Source organism: Kribbella sp. NPDC026611 (assembly GCF_040638345.1).
Classification (GTDB): domain Bacteria; phylum Actinomycetota; class Actinomycetes; order Propionibacteriales; family Kribbellaceae; genus Kribbella.
Window position 1 is genome coordinate 121,185 of the sequence record NZ_JBEZYC010000009.1, and the last position, 13,500, is coordinate 134,684.

Below are 13,500 nucleotides of genomic sequence, written 5' to 3' on the forward strand. Positions count from 1 at the left end.
AGGCATGATTGTTTGGTGAGCGTGCGGAAGGAGATGCCGGGCCGGTTGCTGCGGTTGCTCTCGCTGCTGCAGAGCCGGCGGGAGTGGTCCGGCCGGGAGCTGGCCGAGCGCCTCGGCGTCACCGAGCGGACGGTCCGGCGGGATGTCGACCGGCTGCGGTTACTGGACTATCCGGTGACCGGCACGACCGGGACCGCGGGCGGATATCGGCTGGGGCCGGGGACGCAGCTGCCGCCGTTGCAGCTGGACGACGACGAGGCGGTCGCGGTGGCGCTCGGTCTGGTTGGCGCGGCCGGTGGTGGGGTTCGCGGGATGGCCGAGAGTTCGATGAGCGCGCTGGCGAAGCTGGAGCAGGTTCTGCCGGCGCGGTTGCGGCCGCAGCTCGCGGCGGTGGGGTCGGCGGCGGAGGCTGTGCCGCGTCCCGGCGTACCGCAGGTGTCACCTGACGTGCTGGCGATGCTTGCGCGCTGCTGCCGCAATCACGAGATCGTTGCCTTCGACTACCACGGCCGGGCTCGCTCGGTCGGTCGGCGTCGCGTGGAGCCGCATCAGTTGTTGTCGCTGACGTGGCGCTGGTACCTGCTCGCGTTCGACCCGTCGCGCGACGACTGGCGCATCTTCCGGGTCGACCGGATTCTCGAGGTCACGCCCGTGGGACACCGGTTCACTCCGCGGATCCTGCCTGCCCCGGACGCGGCGACGTACCTGGTCGAGTCCTTTGCGTCGGCCCAATACAGCCACACCATCCACCTGACCGTGCACGCTCCGGCTGCTGCTGTTTCGGAGACATTCGAAGGCGTTGTCCGCGGGATCGTCGAACCGGTTGATTCGTCCTCCTGCGTGGTGCGGTTCAGCGCCGACACCCCAGCGATGCTTCTCACCCAGGTCGCCGCCATCGCCGCCATCGCGTCGTTTGTTGTCGACCACGCAACCCCGGAGACAGCCGCGTTGATCGTCCAGGCCGGCGAACGCCTGCAGCAGTCGTTCGCCGGCCTAGGCAGCGATCAACCCAATCCCTAGCGTCAGCACGCCGAGCGCGAGGAACGCGGCGCCGATCCACAGGACCCAGATGAACTGGTTGGGCTGCGTGCGGTCCTTGCCGGCCGAGCTCGCGAAGAAGCCGCCGGACATCAGGATCGCGGCGGCCGGGGTGGCCAGGCGGGCGACCCAGAGCCAGAAGCCGGAGTACGTCGTCTGGTCGACGTACAGCAGGCCGACCAGGCTGAGGATGACCAGCACGCCGGCGTGAGCGTGGCCGGCCCGGGCGAACGACTTCTGGAAGCCGGTCATCGGAATCTGGCCGCGGACGATCCGGGTCATGAAGTAACCACCGAACTGGATCGTCACGATCGTCAGCAGGATGACACCCGCGATCGTGCGGGATGCGTCGGTCATGAGTGCACTTTCTCCTTGATTTGCGGGGATTCGGAGGTGGTGATCCTGGTCGCACGAGCGATCCACAGCGCGGTGGCCAGGTAGAGGATCTGTTCGGGGATGCGCTGCCAGAGCGGCGTCGCCGCTCCGCCGGCGAACGGGACGTGCGCGGTCGCGGCGTGGATGTTGGCCGGGAGCAGGGCGATGAACAGCGCGGCCAGGGCGTAGGCGGCCGGCTTGCGGGTCGCGGTGAGCACCAGACCGGCTGCGCCGAGCAGCTCGAAGACACCGGTCAGGTACACGAGCGCGTCGGCGAACGGGAGGAACGGCGGCACCATCCGGACCATGTCGGCATGGTTGGGCATCACGGTGACGCCGGCCGGGACGAAGTGTGCGCTGGCGGTGAACAGCAGCATGACGGCGAGCCCGTGCGCCGCGCTCGCGGGCCAGGTCGCGAACCGCAGTACGCCGCAGGCCCCCAGCGCGCGGAACAGCAGCGTCGTCAGGATCAGTACGAGGGGGATCATCGGCCCGCCTTCTCAATGGATAGTCAAGGTATCCGCTTATGGATACTGATACTATCCATCACAACCTCGAGGAAGGCAAGCGATGCGGATTGGCGAGCTCAGCAAGGCGACCGACGTACCGGTACCGACGATCAAGTACTACCTCCGCGAGGGCCTGCTCCCCGCGGGCGAGCTCAGCAGCCCGAACCAAGCGTCGTACGACGCTGTGCACGTCCGCCGGCTCCGCCTCATCCGCGCCCTGACCGAACTGGCCCAGGTCCCGGTCGCCCAGGTCAAGGAGATCCTCGAGTCCCTCGACTCCGACGACATCCCCCTGCACGAACAGATCGGCCGCGCCCACCGAGCCCTGACCCCCACCCGCCGCCTGACCACCACCCCCGAGGCCCGAGCCACCGCCGAGTCCCAGGTCGCCGCCCTGATCACCCGCCGAGGCTGGACCATCGAACCCGAAGCCCCCGCCCTGGCCACCCTGATCGACACCATCGCCGCCATGGAAACCCTCGGCCAACCCCACCTCTCCAGCTACCTCGACGCCTACGCCGAAGCCGTAGAGCACTTCACCCAACTAGACATCGAAGCAGTAACCACCCGCCCCACCCGCGACCAGCTGGCCGAATCAGTAGTCATCGGCACCATCCTCGGCGAAACCCTGATCGCCTCCCTACGCCTCCTGGCCCAAGAATCAATCTCAGCCCAACGCTGGAAGAACCGCTGACTCAGCCGAAGAGCTGGGCGTTGAGCGTGTCGGCGGTCCAGGTCACCCACTGGCGTTCGGTCCAACCAGCCTCGATGACCAACGCACCGTACGACTCGGGCCCCATCAAGAAGTCCAGGAGGTCGGCGGCCTTGCGCTGGGCCAGGCCGGCGCGCAGCGGGGTCTTCTTACGCAGGGCAACGACGAGCTCGCCCATGTCGTGGCGGCGAAGCTCCTTGGACCGGGCGTAGATCTCGCCGACCGGCTGCTGACTGACCGAGTTGAACACGGCCAGCATCGGCGCGATGCGGGCGTTGAGGGCAGCGACACCGGCGACGATCTTCGCGAGCGCCGCACGGGCATCCGACTCCTTCATCGCGGCGACGTGCCAGGGCTGCAGCGCCGGTGGCATCGGGGTGTCGCCGAGCACGGTCCACTCGTGCACCGCCTTCAGCAACTCGTCCTTCGTCCGGAACGTGAAGTAGACGGTCTGCACCGCGACCCCGGCCTGCTTGCCGATCGCCTCCATCGTCGTCGCCCGGTACCCGCCCGCGCAGAACAGGTCGTAGGCAGCCCGAACGATCCGCGCCCGGGTCGCCGCCGCCCGCTCCTGAGTCGTCGAGCGCTTGACACCGGCCATGCGTCGTACTCTACTTCTAGTGGTAGCCACTAGTGGCTACCACTAGTCAGAGGGGGAAATGATGACCGAGACACCACTGGACGCGACCGGGACACGACTCGACCGGCGCAGGGCGGCGGCACTGGCGGCGGTGAGTTGCGTGGCGGGCGCCGTACTGCAGCTCGGCTACGGCGTAGCGGCGATCGCGGTCGGCTACCCGCGGATCACCGAGCCCGCCTTCGAGGCCGTCTGGCTGCTGGTCAACCTGGGCATGGCCGGCGGGCTCGCCGGCTGGCTACTGCTCGACGTGGCCTGGCCGCGCCGCCTCGCGCTGATCGCGGGCGGTACGGCGATCGCCGGTCAACTGCTGCGCGTCGCGGTCTCGATCTGGCTGATCGCCGACCAGTCGGCAGCCGTCGATGGGCCGATCGTCGCCGGCATCCTGCTGATGTTCGCAGGCCTGGGCACCCTCGGCGTCTGCACCCTCCGCGGCCCGCTCACGGGCTGGCCGTCCTGGGCGCCCCTCACCACGGTCGCCGCCGGCATCGTCACCGCCGCCTGGTACTCCATCGACCGCCCCACCCACTTCGTGCTGCTGGGCCTACTCTGGGGCACCGCCTGGACCGCCTTCGCGCTGACCCTCCGCCGACTAACCGTCGTGGGCCATGTCCACAAACCGTGAGTAGTGGCCCTGGAACGCCACCACAACATCAGCAGTAGGCCCGTTCCGGTGCTTGGCCACGATGAAGTCCGCCTCCCCCGGCCGCGTCGACTCCCGCTCGTACGCATCCTCCCGATGCAGAAGGATGACAACGTCGGCATCTTGTTCGAGCGAATTATGAACAGCCATTCCATCGGCGACAAAATTGTGAGTACCGAGGACCGTGGCGTCGTACACCTTTTCCTCGCCGAGACTCTCGATCGAGGTCACCGTGTCCCAGAAGATGTCGTTGGTGGCGAGCACCTCGAGATCGGCGTCGTCGAGAACATCGGCGACCTTCGCCAGGCGCTGACGGCTCGGGGCATGCTTCCACATCGTCGAGCCGCAGAACTTGGTACCCATCGCGGTGGCGAACTCCCGGTGCGTGACGTTGCGGTCGGCAAGGATCTCGCGGACCTGGGACCAGACCTCCTTCGGCACCGTGTCCAGGTTCGTGTTCGCCTTCAGGCCGCGTAACGCGACGGCGACTTCCAGCGCCTTCAACCCGCGCAGGCCGTGCACACCGATCCCGTCGCAGAAGCGAAGCTGGTTCTCGGCGCCATAGACGTAGAGGTGATAAGTGTCCCGGTAACCGGCCTTTCGCACGGCCTTCACGCGGCTGAAGATGTTGTGGCGGAGGAGGAGGCGGGCGAGGTCGTCGGCGAGACGACGGCTGGTGGTGGCGTAGTAGATCCGCGCCTGGCCGGCCTTCGCGTCCCAGCGGACCGAGCCGTCAGTGGCCCAGAGGTGCCGGACGAAGTGGGCGACCTGGTCCTTCGGCAGACCGAACACGCCGGCCGGGATGAACTTCTCGTGGCTGCGCAGCCCGAAAAGCCCGAGACCGTCGAGCCAGGCAGCGATCGGATTGCGCCGGCCACGAGCCAAGCGGTACGGCGCGGGCAGGCGGAGCGTGGTCACGCGAGCGGCGGCGTACTCGTCACGAATCGCGGTGATCCCGAAGCGCCGGTGTGCCGCCTCCGCGACCGCGGTGAGGTTCCCCTCGTCGATGCTGGCATAGCGAATCGGCTGCCGCTTGACGAAGGATCCGTCGCCGATCAGGTGGGCGAGCATCGTGAGCTCGTCCTCGTCCCACGGGGTCACGTCGAGCGGCGGCGGAACGTGCCGGAGCGCTCCGAGCCGCACCCCCGGTGTCAGCTCACCCAGCGGCGTCCAGCCGTCGTAGGTCAGGAACGGATGATTCGCCGTCGCCTTGATCTCCCGGCCGGACGCGAGCCGCAGCCGGAAGACCTCCTTCACCCCGCTCGGAAACGCGTGGGTCAGCGTGCGCGGCACCAACTTGAGTCGATCGTCGAGTGACCACACCGGGACGTCCCGCGCGTCGGTCTCCAGCAATTCCCCGAGCGAGATCTCCGCGCCGGTGTCCGCCCGCAGCAACCGGGTGTCAGCGGTGAGGCAGCCGGATTCGCGGAGGTCGGAGGCCATGGGGCGTTTGTCGGAGCGTTGTTCGGAGCCTCGGTTGAGCTGGCAGATGGCTACTACCGGGAGCTCGAGCTCCTTGGCGAGGAGTTTGATGGAGCGGGAGAACTCGGAGACCTCGAGCTGGCGGGACTCGACCTTCTTGCCGGACGTCATCAGCTGGAGGTAGTCGATGACGATCAGCTTGAGGTCGTGGCGCTGTTTGAGGCGGCGGGCCTTGGCGCGGATCTCCATCATGGTGAGGTTCGGCGAGTCGTCGATGAACAGCGGGGCCTCGGAGACCTCGCCCATCTTGCGGGCCAGGCGGGCCCAGTCCTCGTCGGTCATCTTGCCGTTGCGCATGTGATGCAGCGGCACCTTCGCCTCGGCGGAGAGCAACCGCATGGTGATCTCGTTGCGGCTCATCTCCAGCGAGAAGATGCACGAGGTGAGGCCGTGCCTGATCGAGCAGGACCGGGCGAAGTCCAGGCCCAGCGTGGAGTTGTGCGTCGGGATCATCGTCTTGCCGGCCAGGTACAGGTGGTCGGCGTTGTCGACCTCGACGCACCTCACCGGGACGCTGTCGACCTGCTCCACCCACTCGACCCGCCGCTCGCCCTCACCGGCGAGCGCGGCCGGGAAGCCGTGCCCGGTGATCTGCCGTGGCGCCGACCCGGGGATCGGCGGTGTCAGCCCGGGACTCGCGGACATCGCCGTGAACAGGTCGGCGGTCGTGCAGACCACCGGGCGGCCGCCGTCCTCGACCAGCCACTGGTGCTCGGCGTCGGCGACGATGGTCGCGCCGTCCGAGAACGAGAGCCGGAAGCACGGCCGGTCCACCATCACCTCGGTCGCCGCGACCACGGTCGTCGGCAGCCCGTTGGCGTCGAGCAACTGGTCGCCGACCGCGACCTCGGCCATCGTCGTCCAGCCGGCCGGCGTCGGCAGCGGGGTGTCGAGCGCCAGCGCCTTCCCCATCGCGGGACGCGCGGCGACGATGATCATCTGGCCCGGGTGCAGCCCGTTGGTGAGCTCGTCCAGGTCGGTGAACCCGGTCGGTACGCCGACCATCGCGTCACCGCGGGAGTCGATCGCCTCGATCTCGTCGAGGGTCCCCTCCATGATGTCCTTCAGCGGCGCGTAGTCCTCGGCGGTGCGCTTCTCGGTGACCGAGTAGATCTCCGCCTGCGCCTCGTCGACGACGTCGTCGACCTCGCCCTCGCCCGCGTACCCGAGCTGGACGATCTTCGTCCCGGCCTCGACCAGCCGGCGAAGGATCGCCTTCTCTCGGACGATGTGCGCGTAGTACGACGCGTTGGCCGCCAACGGCACCGACGCGACGAGAGTGTGCACGTACGGCGCGCCGCCGATCCGGGTCATCTCGCCGCGCCGGTTCAGCTCGGCGGCGACCGTGATCGCGTCGGCCGGCTCGCCGCGCGCATACAGGTCGGTGATCGCGTCGAAGACGGCCTCGTGGGCCGGCCGGTAGAAGTCCGTGCTGCGCAGGGTCTCGATCACGTCGGCGATCGCGTCCTTGCTCAGCATCATCGCTCCGAGCACGCACTGCTCGGCCGCGAGGTCCTGCGGTGGGGTGCGGTCGAAGCCCATCTCCGGCCTGCGCTCTTCGTGGCCGTCGTCCTGGCCCCCGCGGAACTCCGCCACGCTCACTTCGCCCGACCTCCTCGCCGCGACTGCCCGATCCCAGGTGCCGGATTCGAACACCTGATCGAACCATAGCCATTCCGTCGGACAGTTTCTGCCCCTCGGACCGCATCGGCCTCGCGACCGTACGCCGGTCCCGTCACCCAAAGCCACCCGGCCGTCCACAGGGGGTGTGGACGAACCGTGGATAACCCCCGGAAGGCATGTGCACAGGTTGGGAACAACCCTGTGGATATCTGTGGGCAACCATCCACAACAGGCCCCTGACCTGCGCTTTCTCACATCAACAACTGTGGAGAAGAAAAACTTCGAGACGAATTTCAGCGGTCCCGCCCGGACCTGGGTAACCTCGCTCCCGATGAGACGCAATCGGTGGGTCGGCGACCAGGACCGCGAGATCCTCCGCCTCGCCGTACCGGCCTTCTTCGCGCTGGTGTCCGAGCCGCTGATGCTGCTCGCCGACTCGGCGATCGTCGGCCACCTCGGTACGCCGCAGCTCGCCGCGCTCGGCGTCGCGGGCACGATCCTGCAGACCCTCGTCGGCATCTGCGTCTTCCTTGCCTACGGCACCACGTCGGCCGTCGCCCGGAGGATCGGCGCCGGCGACCACAAGGGCGCGCTTGCCCAAGGCATCGACGGGCTGTGGCTCGCGTTGCTGCTCGGCGTCGTACTCGCGCTGCTCGGCCTCGCACTCGCGCCACAGGCCATCGCCGCCTTCGACCCGTCGCCGGACGTCGCCGACTACGCCGTCACGTACCTGCGGATCTCCTGCTTCGGCATCCCGTCGATGCTGCTCCTGCTCGCCGCGACCGGCGTACTGCGTGGCCTGCAGGACACCAAGACGCCCATGGTCGTAGCGATCACCGCCAACCTCGCCAACATCGGCCTTAACGTCTTCCTCGTCTACGGCGTGCACCTCAACATCGCCGGCTCGGCCCTCGGTACGGCACTCGCCCAGACCGGGGCCGGGGTCGCTCTGGTGGTGGTCGTCGTCCGCGGTGCCCGCCGCGACGGCGCCAAGCTCCGCCCGGACCGCCCAGGCATCCTCGCCTCGGCGCAGATGGGCGTGCCGCTGATCGTCCGGACGCTGACGTTGCGTGCGGCAATCATCCTGCTGACGTTCGTCGCCACCGCGCTCGGTACGACGTCGGTCGCCGCCCACCAGGTCGCCTTCACCCTCTGGTCCTTCCTGGCCCTCGCCCTCGACGCGATCGCCATCGCCGCGCAAGCACTCACCGGCCGCTCGCTGGGCGCCGGCGACGTGGCAGGCACGCGTGCCATCACCCGCCGGATGATGTGGTGGGGCCTGTTCTCCGGACTGCTCGGCGGCCTCGCGCTGTGGGGCCTGCGCGACATCTACGTCCCGTGGTTCACGTCCGACCCAGAGGTACGCCGTACGCTCGCCGCCGTACTGATCGTCTCAGCGGTGTGGCAGCCGCTGAACGGCGTCGTGTTCGTGCTGGACGGAGTACTCATCGGCGCCGGCGACGGCCGCTACCTGGCGCTGGCGGGCGTCATAGCCCTCGTTGTCTACATACCGCTCGCACTGGCGGTGCTGTGGCTCGGTGGCGGCATCGTGGCGCTGTGGTGGGCGTTCGGTGGGTACATGCTGCTCCGGTTCATCACGCTGACCACCCGTGAACGCCGAGACGGGTGGCTGGTCACCGGGGCTACCCGCTGACCCCGCAGTGCGGGATCGTGGGACATCGAGGAAGGGAGCGGCGTGTCCGACACAGACGACCAGGAGCGCGACGAGCTCGACCAAATCGTGCAGCGGCACGACGAGGAGCGCGCGGCGCACGACGAGCTGATACTGGACGAGGTCCGGACCAGGCACGATCACGCCAGGGACGCTGAGGTCGCCGATGCCATCAAGCGCGCTGACCTCGACGACCGAGCCGGCCTGCAACATCGCCGGCAGGCCGCGGACGACCGCCGGCTTGCCGACGATTCCCTGGCTCGCGGCCAGCGGCTGCTCAGGGAGGCCGCGGAGAACCCCGAAGCGGTCGACGCGGAGGAGAAGGCCGAGAAGGGTCATCGCCTGACCACGGTCAGTTCGATCGCCGAAGCCGAGGCCGCCGCCGAGCTGCGCCGCGCCGACTGGTACCGCGCCGCCGCCGACGACACCCGCCGCGACGCACGTCCGGAACAGCCCGACCCGATCGAGGCCGTCCAGCAGCCGCCTCAGAAGCCGCCGGTCGCGCAGCAGCCACAGCCTCGCAAGCTGGTGCGGAGGAACGTCAAGCGGACACTGCCCGGTGAGGGCGTCAACCTCGACATCACCATGGACCGGGACACCTCCCGCTGACCGCTGCGGCTACGGCTCGATTCGCTGCGCCTGGATGATCAGCAGGTTGGCCGCGACCACCGCGACGAACACCACGGCTGCCACTGGGTGTCCCAAGCTCCACAAGGCGGCGCCCGCCAGGCCGAACACGAGGAGCTTCACGGACCACCGCACGGCCGGTCCGCCGGACTTCGCGGTCGGCGCCGCGTACCTGCCCCACAGCACCACGGTCAGCGCCGGCAGGCCGATCGCGAGCAGCAGGCGGAGCGTGGTGGAGCCGGTCGCGGACCAGCCCCACCAGGCGAAGATGCCGATGGCAACCAGCTCGACGAGGAAGGCGAGCAGGAGGTTGCCCCACTTCCAGATAGTCAACACCGCCACACGGTCAGACGCCGCGCAGGTTCGGCTGGCGCTGGTCGAAGAACAGGCCCGCGGGCGGCTCCTGCACCGGCAGCGGCGGGATCGGGTAGTCCGTGTGGGTGTTGTTCCGGCAGGCGGCGAACGGGCCGTCCGGGTCCAGCAGCGCCATCATGTGCGGGTCGGCGTGGTCACGCCACCACACCGACATACCGGTCGCCGGGTCCAGCCGCAGGTGCTCCCAGGCGCGCCAGATCGAGTCCAGCCGGCTGAGGGCCTCCGCGTGCCGGTACCACTCCGGGCACCAGATGAACTGCTGCCCGAGCCGCCGCGTGTAGAGGTAGACCAGCCGGTCCTCCACGAACGCTGCCACGTGCGGGTAGAAGAGCTCCTGCTGCTCACCATCCATTGCGGTCCCCCTCGTTCTGCTCCCAGACCGGACGCTCCGGGCCGCGCGGCGCGGGCGCCTGCTGGGTGCCGGCCGACACCCACGGGTTGTTGCTCACCGGTACGACGGCGGCCGCACCGGGATCGTACTTCGCCAGCGACGCCTTCACCGCACCGGCGTCCGGCCGGGTGAACCACGGCACGGTCTTCACCATCGTGGCCGGGATCCCGGACGGGAACACGACCGCACGGCCGGGCGGCATCGCCGCCAGGTCGGACACCTCGAGGATGTTCTGCCGCTGCGTCTGCCGGCTCGTCCCGCGCTTGCCCTCGTTGTACGAGACCGAGCTGGAGATGATGTCGTAGTCGCCGATCAGCTTGCTCAGCCGCTCGAGGAAGTTCGAGTCCGAGGCGCCGCCGCCGTACACGCGGATGTTCGCGGCCGACCAGAGCTTCTCCATGCCGTGGTCGCCCCAGCACTCCTGGCCCTGGGCCCAGGACTGCAGGATCGTCATCAGCACGATGCCGCGGGAGCCGAAGTGGCTGTAGAGGTCGGGCAGGTTCTTCCAGCGGCACACGTTGGCGGCCTCGTCGAGCACGCCGACCAGCGGCTTCGGCATCCGGCCCATCGGCATCCCGCGCGCGTACTGCTCGGCGGCCTCCACGACGGCCACCGTCAGCGCGGTGACCAGCGGTCCCGCCGTACCGGCGCCTTCCTTGGAGAGGCTGTAGAGCGTGCCGCCCTGGCGGACGAACTCGTGCGGGTTGAACTGCGGGCGGGTGTCGTTCGGCCCCTGGGGGACGACCCAGCGGGTGACCTTGCGGTTCACCATGAACTGCGCGCTCTGCTGCGCCGTGCCGTACACACCGGCGCGCTGCTTGTCCGGTGCGTTGATGACACCGGCCAGGGCGTCCGCGGACAGCTGCAGGCCCGGGGTGTTGCGCAAGATGCGCTCGGGCTCGTCGTTCCGCTGGTCGGCCAGCCAGGAGTACACCTGGGTGATCGGCCGCTTGGCCACGGCCGCGGCGAGCAGCAGGCCGGCCAGCAGGTCCGTGCCGGCGGCGTCGAAGAACGCGTCGGTCTGGGCGTTCAGCTGGCGCTGCGAGGCGACGAAGTGCTCGGCCATCTCGCGGGCCTTGCTCTCGTCGGTGATGTATGTCAGCGGGTTCCACCACCAGGTGTTCGGCTCCTCGCACACCTCCTGCGGGTCGAACACCCAGACCGGGCCCTTCTCGGTGCGTGGCCCGCGGGTGGCGTCGACGATGTCGCGCTTGTTCGAGGTCGCGACCACCGCGCCCGGCGCGTCCAGGATCGCCGGGACGGCGCGGGACGTCGTCTTACCGGTACGGGGACCCCAGATGTCGACGTGCATGTCTTCCCAGGACCCGAAGACCTCGAGGTTGTCCCGCACGGTCCGGCCGATCATGATGCCGGGGCCTGCGTTCGGGGCGCCGAGCCGGTTCGCGATCTCCTGCGCGCCCTGGCGGGTGAGCTTGTAGATCTCGGACCGCTTCGACATCAGCGACGCCTGCCGGTCCACCCGGCCGATCGACACCTTGCGGTTGCGGATGTAGTACCAGCCGCCGATCACCAGGCCGAGCAGTACGACGTACTCCAGGATCAGCACGCCGGTGGTCGCACCGGACCACAGCAGCCGGCCCGAGATCAGGTCGGACACCACCTGGGCCGGATTCCCGACCGTGTGCGTGCCGTTGATCGCCGCGGCGATGTTCACCGCGCCCCAGAGCCCGCCGACGACCAGCGCCAGCAGTCCGATGCCGATGAACACCATCACCGACTCGGGCGACAGACCGCCCGGGCCGGTGGTCTTCCTGCCTTGGGCCATTACTCGTCAACTCCAGTTCTGGCGACCACCCGCGTGGTCGGGTCGGGCGGCGGCAACATCGCGGGGTCCTCCAGGCTGTACTCGCCGACGATCTCCTCGGTGCCGTCCTCGGCGACCTCGACCTTGACCGGGTTGCCGTCGGCGGCGGTCTTCCAGAGCTTGTTCGTGTCGTTGATCTCACGCTCGACCGAGGTCAGCCCGACGTGCACCGGGATGCCCGGGCGGCCACCGACCTTGATCAGGAAGTTGCCCCGGCCCGGAGGCGCGGCTTCCTCCCCGGTGGCCGGGTCCCAGGCCGGCGGGTCCTGCCAGCCGATGAGCATGTTCTGCTCCTCCTCGGACATCGGCACGACCTCGGACAGGTTCTCCATCTCGGCCCGCGGCAGGCCGCCGCAGATGACCATCCCGGACCGCTCGACGAAACCCTTCGCCTTCATCCGGTCCTCGGGGTGCTCCAGCGCGAGCAGGTCGGACATGGTGTGCGAGATCATCGCCATCCCGACACCACGCTGCCGGTTCAGCCGGGTCAGCGCGTCGACGCGGTCGACCAGACCACGCCCGGCCCGCAGCACCCGCCACAGCTCGTCCAGGATCACGAAGTAGTGCCGCCGCGGCTCGAGGCCGGCGTCGGCCAGCGCCTGCGAGACCGCGACCGCGCCGAACCCGTAGGACCAGCAGGCCAGCAGTACGGCGGCCTGCAGGTTGGTCTCGGAGTCGTCGATGTTGGACACGTCGAAGACGACCGGGCGGTCCATCTGCATCGGGTTGTCGGTCTGCTCGGAGAAGATCTCACCGAGCCGGCCGCCGCCGACCAGACCGATCAGCGAGGCCTCCAGGCCTTCGGTGATCTGCCGGTACCGGTCCAGGCTGCCGCGGTCCAGCGCGACGTTGCGAACCCGGTCCGGTGCGTCCTGGACGACCTGGAGCAGGTCGCGCAGCACCGGGGTGCCCTGGAAGCGCTCGTCGAGGACCTTGAGGGCCTCGTCGATGATGGTCTCCTCGCGGTCGGTCGGTGGGGCCGACCGAAGGATCGAGATCAGCGCCGACACCATCGTCTGCCGGCGGCCGTGCGCGTCGGCCTGGATCGCCTCGCGGGCCTTGCCGGTCAGCCGGAGCGCGGCCTCGCGGGACTCGCCCGGGTCGAGCACGTTCAGGTGCCCGCGGCCACGGCCGAGCTGGATGACCTGGCCGCCGAGGGCCTCGATCAGATCCTTGTAGTCCGGCTTGAGGTCGCCGAGCACCAGCGGCTGGACGCCGTACCCGGCCAGGCCGAGGGCCATCCGCCGGGTGATCGTCGACTTGCCGAGACCTGGCTTGCCGAGCACGAACATCGACGGGTTCGAGATCAGCTTGGCGCGCATGAACCAGCTGATCGGGTCGCAGCACATGGTGGCGCCGGAGAGGATGTTCCGCCCGATCGGTACGCCGACCATCGGGCTGCCGGTGCCGGCCGCGAACGGCCACAGCCCGCAGACCTGCACCGTCGTACCGCGCCACTCCTGCGGGGCCTGCAGGTACGTCGAGTACCCGCCGCCCATGCCCGGCCAGCCGCGCGGCATCGGCCGCCGGCCGCGCCGGGACGGATCGACCGGCTTCTTCGTCTTCTTGTTGTTCACCGTGACTCCCCAGC

13 protein-coding genes are annotated in these 13,500 nt (G+C 69.1%); 5 read left to right on the forward strand and 8 right to left on the reverse strand.

Annotated elements, in window-relative coordinates; all coding sequences use genetic code 11:
• Positions 1-15: 15 nt before the first annotated feature.
• On the forward strand, positions 16-1,020 hold the full coding sequence (locus AB0E69_RS31900; protein ID WP_360154596.1) for a WYL domain-containing protein: 1,005 nt from the start codon (positions 16-18) through the stop codon (positions 1,018-1,020).
• On the opposite strand, the gene AB0E69_RS31905 is transcribed toward AB0E69_RS31900, so the two are convergent.
• Both AB0E69_RS31905 and AB0E69_RS31910 read right to left on the reverse strand, forming a co-directional pair.
• On the reverse strand, positions 994-1,395 hold the full coding sequence (locus tag AB0E69_RS31905) for a hypothetical protein (RefSeq protein WP_360154599.1): 402 nt from the start codon (positions 1,393-1,395) through the stop codon (positions 994-996). The two genes, AB0E69_RS31900 and AB0E69_RS31905, sit on opposite strands and share 27 nt — an antisense overlap.
• Entirely contained in the window at positions 1,392-1,901 is a 510-nt protein-coding gene (locus AB0E69_RS31910) for a hypothetical protein (RefSeq protein ID WP_360154602.1), read from the reverse strand. Before AB0E69_RS31910 ends, AB0E69_RS31905 begins: the two co-directional genes overlap by 4 nt.
• 82 nt (positions 1,902-1,983) lie before the next feature.
• On the opposite strand from AB0E69_RS31910, the gene AB0E69_RS31915 reads away from it, so the two are divergent.
• Entirely contained in the window at positions 1,984-2,616 is a 633-nt protein-coding gene (locus AB0E69_RS31915; protein WP_360154604.1) for a MerR family transcriptional regulator, read from the forward strand.
• Between the two features lies 1 nt (position 2,617).
• Here AB0E69_RS31915 and AB0E69_RS31920 read toward each other — a convergent pair whose 3' ends face one another.
• Entirely contained in the window at positions 2,618-3,235 is a 618-nt protein-coding gene (locus AB0E69_RS31920; RefSeq protein ID WP_360154607.1) for a helix-turn-helix domain-containing protein, read from the reverse strand.
• A 61-nt stretch (positions 3,236-3,296) separates the two neighbouring features.
• Between AB0E69_RS31920 and AB0E69_RS31925 the strand changes: the two genes are divergently transcribed.
• Positions 3,297-3,896: a hypothetical protein gene (locus AB0E69_RS31925; protein ID WP_360154610.1), complete on the forward strand. Its 600-nt coding sequence runs from the start codon at positions 3,297-3,299 to the stop codon at positions 3,894-3,896.
• On the opposite strand, the gene AB0E69_RS31930 is transcribed toward AB0E69_RS31925, so the two are convergent.
• Positions 3,864-6,938 (reverse strand): replicative DNA helicase, encoded by a 3,075-nt coding sequence (locus AB0E69_RS31930; RefSeq protein ID WP_360155287.1) that lies wholly within the window; start codon positions 6,936-6,938, stop codon positions 3,864-3,866. The genes AB0E69_RS31925 and AB0E69_RS31930 overlap by 33 nt on opposite strands.
• A gap of 412 nt (positions 6,939-7,350) precedes the next feature.
• Here AB0E69_RS31930 and AB0E69_RS31935 point away from each other — a divergent pair, with 412 nt between their 5' ends.
• Both AB0E69_RS31935 and AB0E69_RS31940 read left to right on the forward strand, forming a co-directional pair.
• Positions 7,351-8,673, forward strand: a complete 1,323-nt coding sequence (locus AB0E69_RS31935; protein ID WP_360154613.1) for an MATE family efflux transporter — start codon at positions 7,351-7,353, stop codon at positions 8,671-8,673.
• A 42-nt stretch (positions 8,674-8,715) separates the two neighbouring features.
• On the forward strand, positions 8,716-9,300 hold the full coding sequence (locus tag AB0E69_RS31940) for a hypothetical protein (RefSeq protein WP_360154616.1): 585 nt from the start codon (positions 8,716-8,718) through the stop codon (positions 9,298-9,300).
• A 9-nt stretch (positions 9,301-9,309) separates the two neighbouring features.
• Here the strand turns inward: AB0E69_RS31940 and AB0E69_RS31945 are convergent, their stop codons facing one another.
• Genes AB0E69_RS31945 through AB0E69_RS31960 form a run of 4 tightly spaced genes read right to left on the reverse strand, consistent with a single transcriptional unit; the run spans position 9,310 to position 13,486 of the window.
• Complete coding sequence (locus AB0E69_RS31945) at positions 9,310-9,654, reverse strand: YrdB family protein (protein WP_360154618.1); 345 nt, start codon at positions 9,652-9,654, stop codon at positions 9,310-9,312.
• Between the two features lie 10 nt (positions 9,655-9,664).
• Positions 9,665-10,045, reverse strand: coding sequence for a DUF4913 domain-containing protein (locus AB0E69_RS31950; RefSeq protein ID WP_360154620.1), 381 nt, complete (start codon positions 10,043-10,045; stop codon positions 9,665-9,667).
• On the reverse strand, positions 10,035-11,870 hold the full coding sequence (locus AB0E69_RS31955; protein ID WP_360154623.1) for a TraM recognition domain-containing protein: 1,836 nt from the start codon (positions 11,868-11,870) through the stop codon (positions 10,035-10,037). Before AB0E69_RS31955 ends, AB0E69_RS31950 begins: the two co-directional genes overlap by 11 nt.
• The gene (locus AB0E69_RS31960; RefSeq protein ID WP_360154626.1) at positions 11,870-13,486 is read right to left on the reverse strand and encodes an ATP/GTP-binding protein; all 1,617 of its coding nucleotides are present in this window, start codon (positions 13,484-13,486) and stop codon (positions 11,870-11,872) included. The genes AB0E69_RS31955 and AB0E69_RS31960 overlap by 1 nt, the downstream gene beginning before the upstream one ends.
• Positions 13,487-13,500 lie beyond the last annotated feature (14 nt).

Bases quoted from the DNA above. Each gene is read 5' to 3' on its own strand.
- AB0E69_RS31905 (WP_360154599.1), bottom strand. From the start codon at position 1,395: ATGACCGACGCATCCCGCACGATCGCGGGTGTCATCCTGCTGACGATC.
- AB0E69_RS31910 (WP_360154602.1), bottom strand. From the start codon at position 1,901: ATGATCCCCCTCGTACTGATCCTGACGACGCTGCTGTTCCGCGCGCTG.
- AB0E69_RS31915 (WP_360154604.1), top strand. From the start codon at position 1,984: ATGCGGATTGGCGAGCTCAGCAAGGCGACCGACGTACCGGTACCGACG.
- AB0E69_RS31920 (WP_360154607.1), bottom strand. From the start codon at position 3,235: ATGGCCGGTGTCAAGCGCTCGACGACTCAGGAGCGGGCGGCGGCGACC.
- AB0E69_RS31925 (WP_360154610.1), top strand. From the start codon at position 3,297: ATGACCGAGACACCACTGGACGCGACCGGGACACGACTCGACCGGCGC.
- AB0E69_RS31930 (WP_360155287.1), bottom strand. From the start codon at position 6,938: ATGGGCTTCGACCGCACCCCACCGCAGGACCTCGCGGCCGAGCAGTGC.
- AB0E69_RS31935 (WP_360154613.1), top strand. From the start codon at position 7,351: ATGAGACGCAATCGGTGGGTCGGCGACCAGGACCGCGAGATCCTCCGC.
- AB0E69_RS31950 (WP_360154620.1), bottom strand. From the start codon at position 10,045: ATGGATGGTGAGCAGCAGGAGCTCTTCTACCCGCACGTGGCAGCGTTC.
- AB0E69_RS31955 (WP_360154623.1), bottom strand. From the start codon at position 11,870: ATGGCCCAAGGCAGGAAGACCACCGGCCCGGGCGGTCTGTCGCCCGAG.